We start from the raw sequence: 20,193 nt of genomic DNA on the forward strand, positions 1-20,193 counted from the left end.
CCGATGCCCATCCACACCGTCCTCGGGCCCATCGACGCCGCCGACCTCGGCCGCACCTCGATGCACGAGCACCTCCTGAGCGACCTGCGCATCTGGGCGAAGACGCCGACCGAGCTGCCGCCCGAGGGGGTGCCGATGGGCCCCGAGCTCATGGCGTACCTGCGCTGGAACTTCCTCTCGATCCCCGAGAACATCGTCCTGCACGACCCCGCCGTCGCCGCCGAGGAGCTCGCCCACGTCGTCACCGCCGGGGGATCGGGCGTCGTCGAGCTCACGCTCGACGGCATGGGCCGGCGCCTCGCCGAACTCCCCGAGATCTCCCGCCGGTCGGGCGTGCACGTCATGGTCGGTGCGGGTTTCTACGTCGAGCCCACGATGCCCGATGACGTCCGGACCGCCGACGTCGACACCCTCACCGAGCTGCTGCTGACCCAGCTGCGCGACGGCATCGAGGGCACCGGCATCCTTCCCGCCCTCCTCGGTGAGATCGGCACGAGCTACCCCGTGACGGATGCCGAGTGGCGCTCGCTCCGCGCGGCGGCGCGCGCCGGGGCGGAGACCGGGGCAACCGTCTACACCCACCAGTCGTTCCGCGGCATGGCGGGGACCGAGGTCCTCGAGGTGCTGGTGGCGGAGGGCATGTCGCCCGACCGCGTGATCATCGGGCACCTCGATGAGTATTGGGACAAGGCCTACCACCGCGACATCGCCCAGGCCGGGGCCGTGCTCGCGTACGACACGTTCGGGTCGGACTTCTACTACGGCGGCGCCGACCTCCGGAACCCGACGGATGCCGAGCGGCTCGAGATGGTCGAGTGGCTGCTGTCCGAGGGGTACGGCGAACAGCTCGTCATCGCGCAGGACGTGTGGGCGCAGGCGAACCTCCGCCGCAACGGCGGGCGCGGCTACGACCACCTCTTCGCCCGCATCGGCCCCGCGATCGCGAAGATCGCCGGCGACCCGGCGGCCGCCGACCAGATCCTCATCCACACTCCGCGGCGGTTGCTCGACCGCCCGACGCTCTAGGAGACACCCGTGACCGACATCGCACCCATCGGCCCCGCCCACCTGGTCGGCCGCACCGTCCTGATCGTCGTCGACATCCAGGGCGGCGCGGGCACCACCCCGCCCGAGGAGGGCGGCATCCCCGTGCTCATGGGCGGCCGCGCCGAGCGCCGCGAGCGCGTCCGTGCGCTGGTCGACGGAGCCCGCGCCGCCGGGGTGCCCGTCGTGTGGATCCAGGAGGTGCACAAGCGTTCCCTGGTGGACATCGGCCGCGAGCTCGACGGTGCCGAGGGTCCGCACTGCATCGAGGGCGACCCCGACACCGAGATCGCGGCGTGGCTCGACCCGCAGCCCGAGGAGTTCCTCATCCGCAAGCGCCGCTACTCGGCGTTCTTCGGCACCGAGCTCGAGATCGTGCTGAAGGCGTACAAGGCCGACACGGTCGTGCTCGTGGGGGGCCTCACGGACGTCTGCATCCACTACACCGCCGTCGACGCGCACCAGCACGACTACCGCGTCCGGGTCGTGACCGACTGCGTCGCCGGGTCCACCCAGCGCGCGCACGACAACGCCCTCGAGGCCGTGCAGTACCTGCAGCGGGACGCGCTCGTCACGGCGGCCGACGTGCACGCGTCGCTGGACGGCGCACCGGTGCCCGCGTGACGACGCCCCTCCCCGCCGCGGCCGAGTACGTCGTCGTCGGCGGCGGCACGGCGGGCAACGTGGTGGCGGCACGGCTGGCCGAGTCCGGCCGCGAGGTGCTCGTCCTGGAGGCGGGTCCCGACTTCGGACCCCGCGGTGACGCCGCCTGGCCCGCGGATCTCGTGGATGCTACGCGCCTGGGTCGCTCCCACGACTGGGGGTACGACTCCGGTGACACCTACCCGTGGAAGGTGGGGTTCGAGCGGGCGCGCGCGATCGGCGGATCGTCCGACATGAACGGCTGCACCCAGACGTGGGGCCACCGGCGCGACTACGACGCGTGGGCCGAGGCGGGGCTCGCCGGGTGGGCGGCCGACGACCTGCGGCCGCTGTTCGAGGAGGGCACGCGGCGCATGCGCGTGCGCCGCTACCTCGCCTCCGAACTCACCCCCTGGCAGAACGCCTGGTACGACGCCGCCCCCGCGGTCGGCATGCCGCGCGTCGCCACCCTCAACGACCTCGACGAGAACGCGGGCTTCGCCCCCGAGGACGTGAACATCGAGGACGGCGTGCGCGTGAACACCGCGTTCGCGTACCTGGATCCCGCGCGGTCGCTCCCGAACCTCACGATCGTCGGCGAGGCGCTCGTGGACCGCGTCGTCGTCGAGGGCGGCCGCGCGACCGGTGTCGTCGTCGTCCATCGCGGCCAGACGCGCACGGTCCGCGCGGGCACGGTGGTCCTCGCCGGCGGGGCGTACAACTCCCCGACCGTGCTGCTGCGCTCGGGCATCGGCCCGGCGGCGCAGCTGGCGCCGCTCGGCATCCCGATCGTCCAGCACCTGCCCGGGGTGGGGGAGAACCTCCACGATCAGCCGTTCCTCCTCATGAACTGGGAGGGGTCGGCGCGGATGACGGCGGCGATGGATGCCGCCCGCGCGGCGGGATGGGCCCCGGACGAGCAGGCGATGGGCAAGGCGGCATCCAGTCTGGAGAGCGAGGCGTTCGACCTGCACTTCCTCCCGTACAGTCCGACGCATCGCGGCGAACGCACGCGGTGGAGCATCGGCACGTCGGCCCTTCAGCCGCGCTCGCGCGGTTTCGTGCGGATCCGGAGCGCCGACCCCGAGGCCGCACCCGTCATCGACCACCGGTTCCTGACCGATCCGGAGGGCGCGGACGTGCGGATGCTCGTCGACGGCGTCGGGATCCTCCGCGAGCTCGCCGCGTCACCGGACCTCGCGCCCCTCGTCGGCCGAGAGCTGCACCCCGGCCCCGGCACCTTCACGCGCGAGGCACTCGCGGCCCACCTCTACGCGAACCCCGACAACTACTGGCATCCGGTCGGCACGTGTCGGATGGGACTCGCCGACGACCCGCTCGCCGTCGTCGACGCGCGCGGACGCGTCCACGGGATCGACGGGCTGCGCGTCGCGGACTGCGCGATCATGCCCCGCGTCCCCCGTGCCACCACCGCCATGCCCGCCGTCGTGGTGGGCGAGAACATCGCCCGGATGCTGATCGAGGACGCCGCATGAGCACGCACGAACTGACCGAACGCGCCGCCGCCGACCTGGCCGACGCGATCCGCCGCCGGGAGGTGTCGTCGGAGGAGGTCGTACGCGCGCACCTGGAGCGCATCGACGAGATCAACCCCGCGGTCAACGCCATCGTCTCGTACCGCCCCGACGAGGCCATCGATCGCGCGCGCGAACTCGACGCCCTCAGCGCCCGCGGCCTCTCGATGGGCGCGCTGCACGGTCTGCCGTTCGCCGTGAAGGACCTCATGGACGTCGCGGGGCTGCCCACGACATCGGGGTCGCGCATCCACGTCGGCACCGTCGCGCAGACCGACAGCGTCATCTCGGGCCGGATCCGCGACGCCGGGGCCGTGTTCGTCGGGAAGACCAACACCCCCGAGTTCGGCGTCGGATCGCACACGTTCAACGACGTCTTCGGCATCACGCGCAACCCGTACGACCTCTCCCGTTCGGCCGGGGGCAGCAGCGGCGGCGCCGCCGCGGCCGTCACCAGTGGCATGCTGCCGGTGGCGGACGGATCCGACCTCGGCGGCAGCATCCGCAACCCCGCGTCGTTCGGCAACCTCGTGGGCCTGCGTCCCACCGCCGGCCGCGTCGCCTCGGCCCGCCCCGGCAACGCGTGGGACCCGGGCTCGGTGCTCGGTCCGCTCGCGCGCACCGTCCGCGATGCGGCGCTGCTGCTGTCGGTGATCTCGGCTCCCGAGCGTCGGGCGCCGCTGTCGATCGACGAGGATCCTTCGCTGTTCCTGTCGCTGCAGCCCCGCCCGTTCGCGGGGGCGCGCATCGCCTACAGCCCCGACCTCGGCGGGCTGCCCCTGGACCCGCAGGTGCGCCAGGCGACCGACGCGGCCGCGCGCCTCGCCGCCGACCTCGGGGCCGAGGTGATCCCCGTCGACCTCGACCTGTCCGAGGCCGACCTCGTCTTCGAGACGTTCCGGTCGCTGGAGTTCCTCGACGCGCACGGCGACGAGGCCGCGGAGCACCCCGATCTCGTCAAGCAGACGCTGAAGGACGACATCGCGTGGGCCGCGGGATTCACGGCCGAGACGCTGGTGCGCGCGGCCGGCGCCCGGACACGCCTGTTCCGCCGGTTCCAGGCGCTGTTCGAGGACGTCGACCTGTTGCTCGCCCCGTGCGTGCAGGTGCTGCCGTTCCCCGTCGAGTGGGAGTACCCCACCGAGATCGACGGCGTCGCGATGGACCGCTACTACTCCTGGCAGCGCTCGTGCAGCCGGATCACGGCGACCGCGATGCCCGCGCTGTCGCTCCCCTTCACCTTCTCGACCGAGGGGCTGCCGATCGGCGTGCAGTTCGTCGGCCCCTACCGCGCCGACCGCATGCTGCTGGAGTTCGGCCTGACCTGGGAGGGCGCCGTCGCCGACACGATGACGCGCCGCCCGCCCCTCTGACCCGCCTCCTAGGAGCCCCGCATGACCGCGTCCCCCTGGAACGACACCCCCACCCTGCTGATCGCGCCCGTCCGCACGATGGACCCCGACCGGCCGCACGCCGAGGCGTTCGCGGTGCACGGGGGTCGCATCCTCGCGGTCGGCGACCTCGATGAGGTGCGCGCGGCGCTTCCGGCCGATTACGAGACGGAGGAGCTCGACGGCGTCGTGCTCCCCGGCCTGATCGACGCGCACCTGCACATGCAGCGCGGAGGCCTCAAGGCGAGCGAGCACGTGGCCGACGACGTCGATGTCGACGGTTTCATCGACGCGATGGCGCGCACGTTCGACGACGAGGACTGGACGGGCGAGGAGCCGCCCACGCTCGACCAGCGGGTCGCGGCCCTCGATCTCGTCCAGCCGCTCTTCCACGCCCTCGGCTTCACCGGTGTCGTCGACCCCGCCGTCACGATCGACGAGATGCGCGGGTACCAGCAGGCCCACCGCCGCGGCCGGCTGACGATGCGCACCGTCGCGATGCCCTACCTCGAGATCGGGTCGCCCGAGACCCCCGACGTCGACGCCGTCATCGCCCACCTCGAGGGGACCGGTGTCTCGACCGGGTTCGGCGATGACCACCTCCGACTCGGACCGATCAAGGTCTACGCCGACGGCGAGGCCCTGAAGGGCCAGGCGCTCCTCGACGAGCCGTGGGACGCCACCGGCTACCGCGGCGAGCAGCGCATCCCGGATGCCGACTACGCCCGCCTCGTCGCGTTCTGCGCCGAGAACGGCTGGGGCGTCGGCACGCACGCCGTGGGGGGAGCGGCCATCGCGCTCGTGGCCCGCGAGTACGCGCGCGCCGGCGCCGCCGTGGGAGAGAACCGGTACCAGGTCATCCACGGCTACCTCGAGCCGAGCCGCGAGACGATGCGTCTCGCCGGGAGCGTCGGGACCGTGGCATCCCTCCAGCCCTCGATCATCTGGCACAACGGCGTGGGCCTCCGCGAGAAGCTGGGGGAGCGCGCCGAGCGCGCCAACCCCATGCGGTCGTGGATCGACTCCGGCGCGGTGCTCGCGCTCGGATCGGACGGGCCGTACTTCGCCTTCGACCCGCGTCACCTCATGTGGCAGGCGGTGACACGGTTCGTCGCGAATTCTCCCGACCCTCTCGACCCGTCCGAGGCCATCACGCTCGACGAGGCGCTCGCCGGGTATACGACCGGTGCCGCGTACGCGAGCCTCGCCGAGTACGACCGCGGCATGATCCGCCCGGGCATGCTCGCGGACTGGGCGCTGTGGTCGGCGGATCCCGTGGATGCCGGCGTCTCGGCGCTCCGCGGGCTGGAGGTGCGCCGCACGGTCGTGGGCGGCCGCACGGTCTACCGCCGGGACGCCCCGTGATCGAGACGGTCCTCGGGCCCGTCTCCCCGGAGGGGTGGGGGCCGACATCCACGAACGAGCACCTGCTCACCGACTCGCGGGGTCTCGCCCGACCCCTGCCGGACGGATCGTTCCTCGACGGGCCGCCGCGCCTGGAGACGTGGGGCGACCTCCGGTGGAACTGGATGTCGATGCCCGACAACCTCACGCTCGACGCGCCTGACACCGCAGCCGAGGAACTCGCCGCCGCGCGCGCCGCGGGCCTGCACGCGGTCGTGGAGGCGACGTCGTGGGGCATGGGGCCGCGGCACGCGGACCTGCCGGACATCTCCCGCCGCAGCGGCGTGCAGATCGTCGCGGCCTACGGCTCGTACATCGACAAGACCCTGCCCGCGGGATGGCGCGACCTCGACGAGGCGGAGATGCTCGCACGTTTCCGCGCCGCGCTCACCGACGCGGTGCCCGGGACGTCGTATCGCGCCGGTCTCCTCGGCCTCCTCGGCACGAGCGCCGAGATCACCGCGGCCGAGGGACGCGCCCTCCGCGCCGCGGGACGCGCCGCCGCCGAGGCCGGAGCGTCGGTGAGCATCCGCCTGGATGCCGCCGCGCGGCGCGGCCCCGAGGTCGCCGGCATCCTCACCGCCACAGGCCTCGCACCCGAGCGGATCCTGTTCTGCAACATCGACAAGGTGCTCGATCTCGGCTACGTCGCCGACGTCGTCGACACCGGCGCGGTGGTGGAGTTCGCCTTCGGAAGCGACCACTCCTTCGGTGGCGGCATCCGCGACCACACCGACCGCGAGCGCCTCGACTTCCTCGGCGCGCTCGTGGCCGCACGGCCCGACGCGGCGATCACGCTGAGCTGCTCCGTGTGGACCAAAGGACAGCTCACCCGCTACGGCGGGATGGGGTACGGCCACGTCCTCACCCGCATCGTCCCGCTCCTCGCGGGCGTCGGCGTCGACGACGCCCGCCTCACCGACATGCTCGTCGCGCGCCCCGTCGCGCTCCTGGACCGGACGGAGACCCCCGGATGACCCCCACAGACACCCCCCTGCACCGACGGAGCGCCCGCGCCCTCGCCGCCGGCATCCGCGCCCGGGAGTTCTCCGCCGAGGAGGTGATGCGCGCCCACCTCGCGCGGATCGAGGAGCACAACGCGGCGGTCGCCGCGATCGTGACGATGGTGCCCGAGTCCGAGGCGCTCGCGATGGCGCGCGAAGCCGACCGCGTGGTCGCGCGCGGTGACGAGGTGGGGCTGCTCCACGGACTGCCCACCGCCGTGAAGGACCTCCTCGACGTCGAGGGGCTCCCGACCCGTCACGGCTCGCGCCTGCACGCGGATGCCGCGCCCGCCCGCGCAGATGCGATGGTCGTCGGGCGCATGCGGCGCGCCGGCGCGCTCGTCATCGGCAAGACCAACACCCCCGAGGCGGGGCTCGGCACGCTCACCTTCAGTGCGATCGCCGCCACGTGCCGCAACCCCTACGACCTGTCGCGCCACGCCGGCGGGTCCAGCGGGGGAGCGGCGGCGGCCGTCGCGGCGGGGATGCTGCCGTTCGCCGACGGTTCCGACAGCGGCGGGAGCCTGCGCTACCCCGCGGCGTTCTGCAACGTCGTGGGGCTCCGCCCGACCCCCGGCCGTGTCGCGAGCGGCCGGCTCGACAACGGCTGGACCGCGCACGGCGTCCTCGGGCCGATGGCGCGCACGAGCGACGACGTCGCCTACGCGCTCGCCGCGATGGCGGGGCCCGACCCGATGGCGCCGCTGTCGATCGCGGAGGAGCCGGCCGTGTTCGCCTCACTGACGCCGCGGCATCCGGGGTCCGTCCGGATCGGGTGGAGCCGGGATGCCGGGGGTGTCCCGATCTCGGCCGAGGTCGCGGCCGTCCACGCCGGCACGCGGGAGGCCCTGGTGGCCGCGGGATACGACGTCGTCGATCTGGATCTCGAGCTGACGGATGCCGAGGCGGCCTGGGAGACCGTGGAGATGTACAACTTCTTCGCCTCCTACCGGGGCGAGGCGGCCGCGCACCCGGAGCTCATGCGCCCGGATCTGCTGCGCAACGTGCGCCAGGGCGAGCGGATCACGGCGACCGAGCTCGCCGATGCGCTGCGGACGCGCACGGAGGTGTTCCGGCGCACCGAGCGCCTGTTCACCAACGTGGACGTCATCATCGCCCCCGCCACCCCGGTCGTCGCGCCTCCCGCCGAGGTCGAGTGGGTCGAGCGGGTGGGGGACGCCGTCTACGATCGCTATTTCCGGTGGCAGATGCTGGCGAACCGCTTCACGGTGACCGCGCACCCCGTGGTCGTCACCCCGGCGGGATTCGACGGGCATCTGCCGGTCGGGATGCAGGTGATGGGCCGTCATCGCGGCGAGGCGGAGCTGCTCGCGGTGACCGCGGGAATCGAGGGGATCCTCGGGTTCACCGGCCGCACGCCGGGGGAATGAGCGACGTTTTACGTCCGCGAAACAATCCCGGCATGTACAAGCGGATCCAATCCTGCAATATTGGATCCAATTCCACACCAGATACATCCATGATTCTCCACCCGGCCGCCGCGTGCGGCGCGTGACCCGACACGCGCCGCGTCCGCGCCGCCCCTTCCGTACAGCACGAGGAGTACCCCCATCATGAAGACCCCGAACCGCTCCCGGCGCATCGCCGCCACCGTCGCGGGACTCGCCGCGATGAGCCTGTTGGCAGCCGGCTGCGCCGGCGCCACCGGCTCCGAGCCCGCCTCCAGCGACGGTGCCGCCCTCAGCGGCCAGGTCGTCTGGGCCGACTACGGCGGGCCGACGAACGAGAGCCGCCAGGTCGCGTACTTCGACGGCTTCATCGACGAGACCGGTGTCGATGTCGTCTCGACGAGCATCGAGGACGCCGTCTACAAGAGCGAGCTCAAGGGCGAGGAGGGCGACTACGACATCTTCCAGGCCGGCATCTCCGACATCCTGCCCAACCTCGACAACCTCACCGAGGTCCCCGCGGACGCCCAGGGGAGCCTCCTCCCCGAGAACGTCCGGCCCTACTACATCGGCGGCTTCGTCTTCGGCATCGCGCAGGGCTGGCTGACCTCGACGTTCCCGGACGGCGGACCCCAGGACTGGGCCGACTTCTTCGACACGACGAAGTTCCCCGGCAAGCGCGCCTGGCCCGGCGACCCGGGCTCGTACGACTCCTCGTACGAGATCGCCCTCATCGCGGACGGCGTCGACCCGGCCGACCTCTACCCGCTGGACATCCCGCGCGCGGAGAAGAAGCTGGACTCGATCCGCGACAGCCTCGTCTTCTACCAGTCCTACCCCGAGACCCAGCAGCTGCTGAGCAGCGGCAGCGTGGCCATCGCCGTGACCGTCACGGGCCAGTTCCGTGCCCTGCAGAACGCCGGGCAGGACATCACCGTCCAGTGGAACCAGGCCTTCGCGATCCCCTCGGGCTTCGTCTCCCCCAAGTCGGCCAAGAACCCGGATGCCGTCGCGGCCCTCGCCTCGTGGATCAACGACCCGGCCCGCCAGGCCGTCTTCACCACGCGCACCGGCTACGGCCCCGTCAACCCCGCGGTGTTCGACGAGCTCCCCGACGACGTCAAGTCGCAGGTCGTGAACGCCCCCTCCCACACCAACCTCCTGTCGTACGGCGAGGAGTGGCGTGCCGAGAACGCGGACCTGCTGCTGAACTCCTACACGGCATGGCTCGCGGGCTGATCTCCCGCACCTTCGCGAAGGGCGTCTCCCCCGGGGAGGCGCCCTTCCGCTGTTTCCGGGTGCGCTGTTACCCGCCGGAAACACGGCCCGTTTACAATCGGATCCACAAGAGCTAACTTTGGATCCACAATGTCGGCTGACCCCGCCGACACGGATCCCTCCCGGGGGAAACTCCCCCGCAATCTCGACCGAGGAGCATGAACCCGTGAGCAGTGCGACCTTAGCCACGAGGATGCCGCGGGCGCGGTCCGCCGGCGGCCTCCGCGGCGGGATCAGCCGAGCCGAGGTCCGCTGGCTCGTGTGGCCGCCCCTGGCCTTCTTCGCCATCGCCCTCGGCGTCCCGATGATCGCCCTCGTCGCGATGTCGTTCGAGGGCGGCGGTTCCGCGTACCCCGAGGCGTTCGCCGTGCCGGCGTTCCTCGGCTCCCTGGGCCGCACGATCGTGATCGCGGTGGTGACGATGGTGCTCACCATGATCCTCGGGGCCGCCTACGCGCTCGCGATCGTGACGTCGCCGGCCTGGCTCCGCGTCGCCCTCCTGGCCGCGCTCCTGCTCTCTCTGTGGACGTCGGTCATGGTGCGCTCGTTCGGGTGGGTGCTGCTGGAGCTCCCGAAGGGGGCGATCCACTGGTTCCTGGGCGTCATCGGTTTCGGTGACCAGCCCGTGGAGATCTACCAGACCGTCGCCGGCATGTACCCCGCGATGATCGCGGTCATGCTCCCGTTCGCGGTGCTGCCCGTGATGAGCTCCCTCCAGTCGATCGACAAGGAGCAGCTCAACGCCGCCACGATCTTCGGCGCCGGTCCGCTCCTGACCTTCCGCACGGTGACCTGGCCGCACATCGTGCCCTCGGTCATCAGCGGCGGCGTCCTGGTGTTCGTGATGTCGCTCGGCTTCTACGTGACGCCGCTGCTGCTCGGCGGCCCCGCCAACATGACCGTCTCCGGCGTCATCAACGCGCAGATGAGCAAGGCCGACCGCCCCGACCTGGCGGCGGCCATGAGCATCCTGCTGGTCGGGGGGACGATGCTCATCTACCTCGTCGCCGACCGGCTGTTCAAGGTGAGCGAGAAGTGGGGCTGACATGACGACCACCGTTGCCCGGAGCCTGGGCGCCTGGCGGATCCCCGTCATCTTCGTCGCGCTGCTGGCGAGCCTGCTCCTGATCGTGCCGTTCCTCATCCTGGTGTCCACCTCGTGGACGCAGGGCGGCTTCATCCTCTTCCCGCCGGACGGGTTCTCCCTGCAGTGGTACGCGAAGGTCCTCGGCGACCGGCGCTGGATGAACGCCTTCACCTTCTCGCTGTGGGAGAGCGCCGCCGCCACGCTCCTGGCCACCGTGCTGGGAGCGGTGGGCGCCATCGGCCTCACGCGGGTCCGCAGCCGTGCCGCCCAGCGGTGGATACGGACCCTGTTCATCGTCCCGATCGCCCTGCCGCCGATCGCGTACGCCGTGGGACTCTACGGCGCCGGGTCCGAGCTGTCGTTCCTCCGCGGCTCGGTGCTCACTCTGGTCCTCGGCCACGCGCTCCTCGCGCTGCCGTACGTGTTCGTCATCGTCTCGGGCGGTGTCGCGCGCATCGACCCGGCTCTCCGGCCGGCCGCGTGGACCCTCGGCGCCCGCTGGCCGCTCGTGCTGTGGAAGATCGAGCTCCCGGCCCTGCTGCCCTACATCCTCTCGGGCGCGCTGTTCGCGTTCGTCGTCGTGTTCGACGAGGTCGTGCTGGCGGTCTTCCTGCTGCCACCGGGAGTGCAGACCCTCCCGCTGAAGATGCTGAACGCGGCATCCGAGGCGTTCTCCCCGGAGCTGACGGCGGCCTCGACGCTCGTCTCCGTCCTCGCGATCGTGGTCCTCGCGGTCGTCCCCCTCGTCATCGGCCGCGCATCGCGCCGGTCCGGAGCGCGCCGCGAGCGCGCCCGTACCGCGGCGGTCCGCCCGGAAGGAGTCATCGAATGACCGTCGCACTCTCCGTCACCGACGTCGAGGTCACCCTCGGCGCCAACCACGTCCTCAAGGGCGTCTCGCTCGACGTCCAGCCGGGGGAGTTCGTCACCCTCCTCGGCGCGAGCGGCAGCGGCAAGTCGACGCTGCTGAACGTCATCGCCGGCCTCCAGGCGGTGGATGCCGGTCACGTCGCCTTCGACGGGAAGAACGTCGAACGTCTCGCGCCCCAGAAGCGCAACGTCGGCGTCGTGTTCCAGTCGTACGCCCTGTTCCCGCATCTGAACATCGGCGACAACGTCGCCTTCCCGCTGCTCGCGGCCCGGCGCCCGGTCAAGGAGCGCCGCGCGGTCGCCGACGAGATGCTGTCGCTCGTGCAGCTCCCCGGCATGGCCGATCGCTCGCCGGCGTCGCTCTCGGGCGGACAGCGCCAGCGCGTCGCCCTGGCCCGCGCGCTCGCCGCCAACCCCGGCATCCTGCTCCTGGACGAGCCCATGGCCGCCCTCGACAAGCAGCTGCGCGAACAGATGCAGGTCGAGATCACCCGCATCCAGCGGAAGGTCGGCATCACCACCGTCTCGGTCACGCACGACCAGACCGAGGCGTTGACGATGTCGGACCGCGTCGCGATCATGCATGAGGGGCGCCTCGTGCAGGTCGCCACGCCCGAAGACCTCTACCGCCGGCCCGTGAACGCCTACGTGGCGAGCTTCCTCGGCGAGGCGAACCTCCTGCCCGTCTCCGACGGCGCGCTCGTCGACGACACCGCCGGCCTGATCGTGGATGCCACCGCGGTGCTGCGACCCGAGGACATGAGCGTCGTCGCCCCCGGCGAGACCACCCCGGTCTGGTCGGTCGAGGGGACGGTGCGGCTCGTGAGCTTCCAGGGCTCGCGCTACCGCCTCGAGCTCGCGACCCCGTACGGGCGCAAGGTCGTCGCCTCCCTGTCCCCGTCGACCGACCTGTCGGCCCTCGCCGTGGGGGCGCGCGTGCGCCTGGCGTGCCGCACCCCCGAGCGCGTCCACCTCATCGAAGCCGTCGCGACGGCCGCGATCCCCGTCCCGGTCTGAACCCGGATCCCCCTTTTCCTTTCCCTCGACTGCCAGGAGTGCCCATGATCATCGACGCCTACAACACCACCCAAGACGTCCGGGGCCGCTCCGACTACTTGACCGGCGCACGCCCCGGTGAGGAGCCGCCGGCCCACGTCCCGTTCGATCCGCAGCGGATTCTCTCGCGCATGGATGCCGCCGGCGTCGACATGGCGATGGTGTGCTCGCTCGCGCAGCGCATCGAGAACGACTTCATCATCGGGCTGCAGGACGCCCACCCCGACCGGTTCATCGGGTTCGGGCAGGTCATGCCGCAGGCCGACGACGCCGTCGAGGAGATCCAGCGACTCGCGGATGCCGGCATCCGGGGTCTGAAGCTCCACCCGAGCATGCACGGCTACCACGTCGCCGACCACGGTCTGCTCGACCCGGTGTTCCGCGCGTGCGCCGCGAACGGCATGGCCGTGATCATCAACGCGCTCGACGACGCCTTCTGCGCACCGTTCTCGATCGAGGAGATCGCCAAGGACCACCCCGACGTGCCGACGATCATCGCGCACATGGGCGCGGTCTGGAACGTGCCCGAGGCGATCATCGTCGCCGAGCGCCGCGAGAACGTGTACCTCGAGACCTCCGCGACCCTCATGGCCGACGTGAAGCGCGCGTACGCGCGGCTCGGGCCCGAGAAGATCCTCATGGGCTCGGAGTGGCCGGGTTCGGACTTCGACCTCGAGCGCATGAAGATCGCGAAGGCGATCCCGGATGCCGCCGACCGCGCGCTCGTCGAGGGCGGCAACTACGCCCGCATCATGCGCATCGCGGTGCCGGTGTGACCCATCGGCCGCCGCTCGCGCGTCCCGCCGGAATGTCCGACGCGGATGCCGAGCTGCTCGAGGCCGCGCGGACGCAGCTCGGCGCGGTCTACCGCGAGGGCCGGCACGAGGTGGTGGCCGCGTTCCGCCTCGCCGACGGCCGGATCGTCACGGGCGTGCACGTCGACGGCTCGGCCCGCCGCTCCTCGGTGTGCGCCGAGGGCGTCGCCGCGGGCAATGTGATCGCTTCCGCCGGGACCGTGGTGGCCGGCGTGAGCGTGCTGCGCCGCCCGGGCGGCACCGAGCACGTGATCGAGCCGTGCGGCGTGTGCGCCGAACTGCTCACCGACTACTGGCCCGACGCGCGCGTCTGGATCACCCGCGGCGACGACACCGTCGCGGTGGCGATGAGCGACCTGCTGCCGGCGAAGCGTCTCCGGCTCTGGTGAGGGGCGCGGCAAACCAGGAAGGGTGCCGCCGAGGGGGCCGTCGTGCGGCCGGGTCGACGAGGCGGCGCAGGCCACATCAGAGGCCTCGCGCATCGACGTCGTTCCGAGCCGGTGTCGGTGTGACCTAGGTGAACGCGAGCGGGCGGCGACGAACGGCCCGATCTCTCCCGGACAGCGGGAGAGCTTCATCTCCGGTTGCTCGTCGACGGGCCCGTGGCCCGCACGTACTCCGACCAGGCGCACTCCACAGCCAGGCGCATCGCATCCTCGGGGAAGTACCCGATGAGCTGCCGCCGCGCCGGATCCGCGTCGAACGTCACCGAGCGCAGCAGCTTGCGGCCGCACACGACGCGGACGATCGCTATCCGCGTGCTTTTGTCGTAGATGAACCACACGCCCGGCCTGGAGGAGCGCTGCAGCTGCGACATGGGCGACCACACCTGCACCACGCGCGGCTCTCACGCCTCGTCGACGGTCACGAGCCGTTGATCCCGTCACCGGGTACTCTGGCCGAGATGATGACGCGTTGCGGCCGCTCCGTGGCCGTCCTGAGCGACATCGCCCAGCCAAGCAGTCCGCCGCCGGCTACCTCGACCCGATAGAGCGGCCCATCGTCCGTGCGGGCAGCTCGATCGTTCCCGCGATCTGGTCGCGGGAGTCGAGCATCACCCAGTGAGCGGGTGACGTCTCGCGTGCCAGCAGCTGGGGATGCCGGCGAGGGTCATCGTCACCGCTACCGGGCCTCACAGCGCTGGTCGAAGAGGGACCAACCGCGCTTCAGCAGGCGGTAGGAGCCAAGGAATGGTTCTGCGACGAGCTCTGGCTCACCGCCGGCTTTGGCCTCGCCGAGACCGGTGCGTCGATCCACGGGGCCGAAGACTGCTCTCTGGAACATTGACCAGCCGAGCACGTGGGCGTCTGCGCTCATCTCCCGCCACAGCCCACGGAGGGCTTCACGCGAGCCTCTGTCGCGGAAGGTGGTGTCGACGGCGCTACCGATTACGTCGGTGAGGTTCAGTGTTGCCCGGGTGGTCTTCCGTGCTGCAACTTGTGCGCTACGTTCGGCCAACCAGAGCTGTTGTTCTCTCAGCTGAGTCTGGTCGTTGGCCTTCAGGTCCGTCGTCTCGAGGAACTTGTAGTACTTGTCCATCTGGGCGTACATCTCTGCGATCACCGTGAGGCCCCGATCACGGCGCGTGCCCCGCTCGTCTGGTGCCAGCACCCAGACAGCTTGTGACGCTCCGACGAGAGCACCGCGGAGCACGGTGAAGTGCGAGGACGGGTACAGCTGCTTCGCCCTGACCGCATCGAGGGCGAGACGGAGGTGCTCGCCCGACGAGGCGAGGGAGTATCGCACTACCTCGCTGATCGGCATCCGCTCGAAGATCTGGTCGTCCTGTGCGAGATCGCTACCTCGCTCCGGTCGCTCAATCTCGCGAGCTCGAACCCGCCACCGGTCGAGATCCTCCGCTGTCGCAAGCATCTGCGTGATCGCCTCGCGCTGCGAGTCCGTCATCCCCATGACCGGAATCTATCGCGATCGATCCTCCGGGCATTTCACCGGAGAGCAGCGTGCAATATAGGAATGTCTCCCCCTCCGTGGGTGTGGTGCGCCGTTACGGTTCTGTCATGGCAGGTCGGCGGACGAAGGAAGAGTGGGCACGACTCGCTGACGCCGTCGTCCGAGACGTCGCTGCTCGTGAGCTTGCCTTCGGAGCTAGAGAACTCGAGGCGAAGGCCGCCGACCGTCCCTGGGGTGAGTTCCCGACAATCCAGCCCCACCTCCTCACGCCCGCGGCTGCCCGACTCCGCCGTGAGGGCGTCATCAGTTACGAGGGCGCGGCCACTCGCGGAGGTGGTGTTCAGCGCGTGTTCGTGACCGCGGAGCCCAGCAAGGCCGCGGCACGCGTCGCGGGTCGGAAAAGGCTGCTGCTGGCGCGGTACCGGACGTGGGCGACCCCGGGACGGGATTGGAACCCCTCACCGGTTGGGTCAGCGCTCGAGCGCGTGGTGCACGCGTCTCTGCTGGAAACTGCACCGTACGGATACCGGCTGCTAAATCCCTCTGGCGGCGAAGTGAGAGATCTCCTCGGCGCACGAGTGCCTGGCGGTCCTCTCGACAGCGCTGCGTGGCTGCTGCGTCTGGACGCTAACGGTATGCCGATGCGACCGGTTCTGACGATGATCGAGGCTAAGAACCTGCGCGAGTGGATCTACCCACGGACGCAGGAGCTCTACCAGCTTCTTGACAAGGCCGCGTCCGTGCAGGTGGCTCACCCGGACATTCCGATTGTGCCCATCTTGGTGTGCCGCCGGCTCAACTTCATCACCGGCGCGATGGCAAAACAGGTTGGGATGCACCTCATAGAGACCAAAACTCAGTTCGTTCGACCAGTGGTGCTCAACGTTGACGATGGGCAACGGAAAGTGGATGAGGTGGTCAACGAGCTCGGGTACGACGTCACTCTCAATGACGAGGCGACCCCCGCCATGAAGCGGCAGTTCGAGACCACTCTTCCGTCGCGCGTCGACGAAGCAGCGGAGCGATGGCGTCTGGTAGCTCTCCACCCTGAGGTGCCCGACGTGCTCTCTGTGCTGCGAGATGAAGAGGTGCTGGGCGACGAACGCACCCGCGCACGAGATGAATTTGCGCGGTGCGTTCAAGAGGCAACCGGGGAGGACGCAATCTGGGCATCTGCAGACCTGGACTGATCCGATCGGGTTCGCATCGCCGCCCGCGAGGCGGTGCGCAAACGATCGGTTTCGCACCACCCGGTCACCTCGACGTCAGACAGCATCCCAAACCGGTTTTGAGGCTTATCGCACGTAGCGGTCCGGGTCGAAACGCCAGTCGTCGGTGACGCTGAGGCTCGATCGGACGACGGGGCCGTGGAGGGCGGGTAGCTCGCCGTCTGGAAAAGGTGTCCGAATGGGGATCGGCTGACGGTCACTCCGCGGCCGCGATCGCTGACCGGTCCGGCCTGCATCCGTTGCACGATGACCAAGCGATCGCTATGCGGTACGCGAGCGGCGAGCGTCAGCGTCGAGCGGCGCCGACGAAAGTTCCGCTGCTCGGGTGCTCGGCCGTCAGCGTGGTCCCTTATATCCAGGGCGTTGTGGGACGGGGAGCGCCGTGAACGACGTAGTCGGCCCAATCTCTGACGAGTCCTCCGAGCAGAACAGTCATGAAGGTGCCTGTCACGTGCCGGTCGATCGCGCGAAGCAGAAGGAACGCGTCGTACTTGATGCTTGAGACTTCTGTGTCGAGTCTCAATGGCAGGGTTTCGATGGACACGTCCACGAAGGGCACCTTCGCGCGAAGTCGTGCCACGGGCACGCCATCGTGCAATTCGACGCCATCAGCGAGAAATTCGTAGAAGTCCCACAGGAGGGGGTCTGTGCGCCTATCCACGCTCGGGTCGAACTTCGTCATGAGCGCGAGGGTTTGACGGTCTCGCCCCGTCAGTCGCACGCTGAGCGATGATCTGTGCTTATCGGCTCTATCAAGTTCATGGAGCAAGACCGTTGGTATCTCGCCCTCTGTCCGTGCCATGAAAGGTTGAACTGATCGGATCCGTTCCAGTACGTCCGGAGGCACGCTCCTCAGAGTCTGCTGAACTACAGTTGCCCACCGGTCCGCGGATTTGGCGAGGGGGAAATAGAGGGATCTCGCAGCCGATGATGTCGGCTTCGCCCCGTCGAGATGTGCCACCTCCCAGGCAAGGCCGTCGAGCGCAGCGCGGAAGTTGTGGATTGCATCCGCGTATTGCAGTGCCCACTCGTCCGTAGGCGGCTCGGATGGGAGGCTTGCGCGCAACAATACTTGCCGGCCGCCATCGCTGAACTCGGCCCGCGTCTGGGGGCTCACCGACGTTAGCCACGCGTTGAATTCTTGCCACAGTGTCCCGGCTTGGCGATTAGCGCGAACGAGTTTCAGCATCGGAGTGTTCGCAATGTCCTCGCCCGGGATGATGTACCGCGTCGCGCTCATCACTGCACAGTAGATGCGGAAGGCTTCCCAGAGGCGCAGATGCTCAGTCGGGGCTGGTGCCGCGTCGACCCAGTGGGGGCGTCGCGCGACGAGCCTTCGCATCCTCCGGGGTGTTGCGGGTGGCTAAAGCCTTCGCCTGAAGCTGCGATCTCCCCGGCTACGCACCCGCCGATCCCGGCACCGGGGGCCATGCTTCCACCGCTGAGAACTTTCAGGACGCGGTACGCCCTTCGGCTCAGCTCTCCGCCCTAGAAGGTGGCCACATAGCTGACGACAGCCATGAGCGTGAAGTATCCGATTGTCGGGCCGCTACGGTCGCCAATCTCGACTGCGACGGAGATTCCGCTTGCCTAAGCAGGTCGAGGCCTGTGCCTACCTCGCTCGGTACTCGCTCCCGCGCGATCTCGCGACCAGGTAGGCACCTGCGGTGGTTGTATCCGACGGCGAGCTTGGGGGTGCTCATTGGCGAAACAGATTAGGAGTCCCTGCTCGCGCCGCGACGCACCGCGTCAGGCGGCCGGATCTCGGGGCTCGATGGCATCCGACGGCGTGCGGGGGGAGTCGTCGCGCGTGAAGATCACCAGCACCGCGAGCGCCACCAGCTGCAGCCCCGCGACGAGGAGGAACGCCCACATCGAGGGCGCCGTGGCGATCACGGCGCCGCCGATGATGGCGCCGCCGCCGTAGCCGATGCTCGTGAAGCTCGAGAAGAGGCCGACGCCGAGGGCGCGGTTCTCGGGGTGGAGGCCGCGCGTGGCGAGCATCGTCAGCGACGGGTAGAGCGGCGAGAAGCCGACGCCGATGAGTGCGGCGCCCACCGAGGCGATCCAGAAGTCGCCGGCCAGGGCCAGCGTCGTCAGGCCCGCGGTGAGGGCGACGAGCGAGATCGCGGTCGCCCGGAGCGGACCGATCCGGTCGGGGAGGCTCGCGAGGAACAGGCGCGCGACGATGACCGACACGGCGAAGACGGCGAACACGGATGCCGCGCCGGTGATGCCCGTCGCGGGGATGCCGGCGGCCGAGAGGTGCACGATGAGGAACCCGAGCATGAGCCCCTCGCCGCACCAGGCGGCCGCGGCGACGACCCCGGGCGTCCAGACCGCGAGGAAGGCGCGCCACAGGGCCCGCAGGCCCCGGGGGCGCGGTGTCGCTCCGGCGCGCGGCAGCGCGCGGGGGACGCGGGGGAGCGCGAGGATGAGCAGCCCGGTGAGCAGTTCCAGCCCGGCGCACATCAGGAACACGGTGCGCGGATCGGCGATCGCCTCGACCGCGGTGCCGAGCGGCGGGCCCAGCGCCAGCCCGATCCAGACGCTCAGGCCGTAGATGCTCAGCGCCTTCCCGCGCTGCCCCGGCGCGGCCATGGTCACGAGCCACGCCATGAGGAGCGTCACCGCGGCCGAGCCGCCGAGACCGAACAGGATGCGGCTGAGACCCGCGCCCCACACGGTCGGAACGCTCACGAGCAGCACCATCGCGGCGGTCGCCACGGCGCTTCCGATCACGGCGACGAGACGGTAGCCGAAGCGGTCGCCGAGCACCCCCGCGATCGGCATCGACAGCATCGAGGCCACGGCAGCCAGCGAGATGAGAGCGCCGGCGAGCTCGGTCCCGCCCCCGAGGACGTCGGTGACGTAGACGGGGATGAGGGGCGTGCTAGCGGAGTTGGTGATGCCTCCGAGCGTCGACGCGGCGAAGATCAGCCAGAACGGCACGGTGCGGGTGATGTCCCGCGCGCCGTTCATGCCGCGGGGGTCTCCGGTGCGCACTCGAGGCTGAGCCACAGTTCGAAGCAGTTGTTGCGCGACAGGCTCGTCGCCCCGATCGAGGCTCGGCCGACGCTGCCGGCATCCTCTCCGAAGACGTCCAGGAAGAGGTCGGTCGCGCCGTTGGAGACGAGGTGCAGGTCTTCGAAACCGGGCGGGCAGACCACGAAGCAGAGGGCGCGCGACAGGCTCACCACGTTGTCGAGCGACCCGAGGGCGTAGCGGATCATGCCGAGGGTGTGGACGGCGGTGAGGCGCGCGGCGGCGTAGCCCTCTTCGACGGTCACGTCGACGCTGACCACGCCCGGGTGCAGTCGATCCCCGGCGCGGTTCTCGGGGGTGAGGCCCGCGAGCTCGATGAGCGAGCCGATGCGGTGGAACGGCTTCATGCGGCCGTAGCGGATGCCGAACGGCGGGTCGCTGTAGTCGGGGATCTCGAGGCCGAGTTCGCGGACGCGTGCTTCCGGGGATGTCATGGCGCACCTCTCTTCGGTTGTATCCTATCTCACAGATAA

At 70.3% G+C, this 20,193-nt stretch carries 19 protein-coding genes; 14 read left to right on the top strand and 5 right to left on the bottom strand.

Annotation, left to right across the window (positions count from 1 at the left end; genetic code table 11):
• Positions 1–3: 3 nt before the first annotated feature.
• The 13 genes from QM517_RS11040 to QM517_RS11100 all read left to right on the top strand — a co-directional run bounded on the left by QM517_RS11040 (position 4) and on the right by QM517_RS11100 (position 13,924).
• Positions 4–1,026, top strand: a complete 1,023-nt coding sequence (locus QM517_RS11040; protein WP_077050708.1) for a phosphotriesterase family protein — start codon at positions 4–6, stop codon at positions 1,024–1,026.
• A 9-nt stretch (positions 1,027–1,035) separates the two neighbouring features.
• Positions 1,036–1,668 (top strand): cysteine hydrolase family protein, encoded by a 633-nt coding sequence (locus tag QM517_RS11045; RefSeq protein ID WP_283287438.1) that lies wholly within the window; start codon positions 1,036–1,038, stop codon positions 1,666–1,668.
• The gene (locus tag QM517_RS18665) at positions 1,665–3,182 is read left to right on the top strand and encodes a GMC family oxidoreductase (RefSeq protein ID WP_283287440.1); all 1,518 of its coding nucleotides are present in this window, start codon (positions 1,665–1,667) and stop codon (positions 3,180–3,182) included. Before QM517_RS11045 ends, QM517_RS18665 begins: the two co-directional genes overlap by 4 nt.
• Entirely contained in the window at positions 3,179–4,594 is a 1,416-nt protein-coding gene (locus QM517_RS11055; protein ID WP_283287442.1) for an amidase family protein, read from the top strand. Before QM517_RS18665 ends, QM517_RS11055 begins: the two co-directional genes overlap by 4 nt.
• A gap of 21 nt (positions 4,595–4,615) precedes the next feature.
• A complete protein-coding gene (locus QM517_RS11060) occupies positions 4,616–5,977 on the top strand; it encodes an amidohydrolase (RefSeq protein WP_283287444.1) in 1,362 nt (453 codons plus the stop codon).
• Entirely contained in the window at positions 5,974–6,993 is a 1,020-nt protein-coding gene (locus tag QM517_RS11065) for a hypothetical protein (RefSeq protein WP_283287446.1), read from the top strand. Before QM517_RS11060 ends, QM517_RS11065 begins: the two co-directional genes overlap by 4 nt.
• Positions 6,990–8,411, top strand: a complete 1,422-nt coding sequence (locus QM517_RS11070) for an amidase (RefSeq protein WP_283287447.1) — start codon at positions 6,990–6,992, stop codon at positions 8,409–8,411. The genes QM517_RS11065 and QM517_RS11070 overlap by 4 nt, the downstream gene beginning before the upstream one ends.
• A 183-nt stretch (positions 8,412–8,594) precedes the next feature.
• Positions 8,595–9,668 carry an ABC transporter substrate-binding protein gene (locus QM517_RS11075; RefSeq protein ID WP_283287448.1) on the top strand — a complete coding sequence of 358 codons (1,074 nt, stop codon included), beginning with the start codon at positions 8,595–8,597 and terminating at the stop codon, positions 9,666–9,668.
• A 205-nt stretch (positions 9,669–9,873) separates the two neighbouring features.
• Positions 9,874–10,752, top strand: coding sequence for an ABC transporter permease (locus QM517_RS11080; RefSeq protein WP_283287450.1), 879 nt, complete (start codon positions 9,874–9,876; stop codon positions 10,750–10,752).
• 1 nt (position 10,753) lies between these two features.
• Positions 10,754–11,626, top strand: a complete 873-nt coding sequence (locus QM517_RS11085; RefSeq protein WP_077050699.1) for an ABC transporter permease — start codon at positions 10,754–10,756, stop codon at positions 11,624–11,626.
• Complete coding sequence (locus QM517_RS11090) at positions 11,623–12,681, top strand: ABC transporter ATP-binding protein (protein ID WP_283287453.1); 1,059 nt, start codon at positions 11,623–11,625, stop codon at positions 12,679–12,681. Before QM517_RS11085 ends, QM517_RS11090 begins: the two co-directional genes overlap by 4 nt.
• A 44-nt stretch (positions 12,682–12,725) precedes the next feature.
• Complete coding sequence (locus QM517_RS11095) at positions 12,726–13,496, top strand: amidohydrolase family protein (RefSeq protein WP_077050697.1); 771 nt, start codon at positions 12,726–12,728, stop codon at positions 13,494–13,496.
• 32 nt (positions 13,497–13,528) lie between these two features.
• Positions 13,529–13,924 carry a hypothetical protein gene (locus tag QM517_RS11100; RefSeq protein ID WP_283287454.1) on the top strand — a complete coding sequence of 132 codons (396 nt, stop codon included), beginning with the start codon at positions 13,529–13,531 and terminating at the stop codon, positions 13,922–13,924.
• 185 nt (positions 13,925–14,109) lie between these two features.
• Here QM517_RS11100 and QM517_RS11105 read toward each other — a convergent pair whose 3' ends face one another.
• Positions 14,110–14,352 carry a hypothetical protein gene (locus QM517_RS11105; protein WP_283287455.1) on the bottom strand — a complete coding sequence of 81 codons (243 nt, stop codon included), beginning with the start codon at positions 14,350–14,352 and terminating at the stop codon, positions 14,110–14,112.
• Between the two features lie 305 nt (positions 14,353–14,657).
• A complete protein-coding gene (locus tag QM517_RS11110; protein WP_283287456.1) occupies positions 14,658–15,446 on the bottom strand; it encodes a hypothetical protein in 789 nt (262 codons plus the stop codon).
• A 107-nt stretch (positions 15,447–15,553) separates the two neighbouring features.
• On the opposite strand from QM517_RS11110, the gene QM517_RS11115 reads away from it, so the two are divergent.
• A complete protein-coding gene (locus tag QM517_RS11115; protein WP_283287457.1) occupies positions 15,554–16,636 on the top strand; it encodes a hypothetical protein in 1,083 nt (360 codons plus the stop codon).
• A 388-nt stretch (positions 16,637–17,024) separates the two neighbouring features.
• Here the strand turns inward: QM517_RS11115 and QM517_RS11120 are convergent, their stop codons facing one another.
• The 3 genes from QM517_RS11120 to QM517_RS11130 form a co-directional block, all read right to left on the bottom strand.
• Positions 17,025–17,915: a hypothetical protein gene (locus tag QM517_RS11120; RefSeq protein ID WP_283287458.1), complete on the bottom strand. Its 891-nt coding sequence runs from the start codon at positions 17,913–17,915 to the stop codon at positions 17,025–17,027.
• 509 nt (positions 17,916–18,424) lie between these two features.
• Positions 18,425–19,657, bottom strand: a complete 1,233-nt coding sequence (locus tag QM517_RS11125; RefSeq protein ID WP_283287459.1) for an MFS transporter — start codon at positions 19,655–19,657, stop codon at positions 18,425–18,427.
• On the bottom strand, positions 19,654–20,154 hold the full coding sequence (locus tag QM517_RS11130; protein WP_077050691.1) for a RidA family protein: 501 nt from the start codon (positions 20,152–20,154) through the stop codon (positions 19,654–19,656). Before QM517_RS11130 ends, QM517_RS11125 begins: the two co-directional genes overlap by 4 nt.
• Positions 20,155–20,193 lie beyond the last annotated feature (39 nt).

Source organism: Microbacterium sp. IEGM 1404 (assembly GCF_030056775.1).
GTDB lineage: Bacteria > Actinomycetota > Actinomycetes > Actinomycetales > Microbacteriaceae > Microbacterium.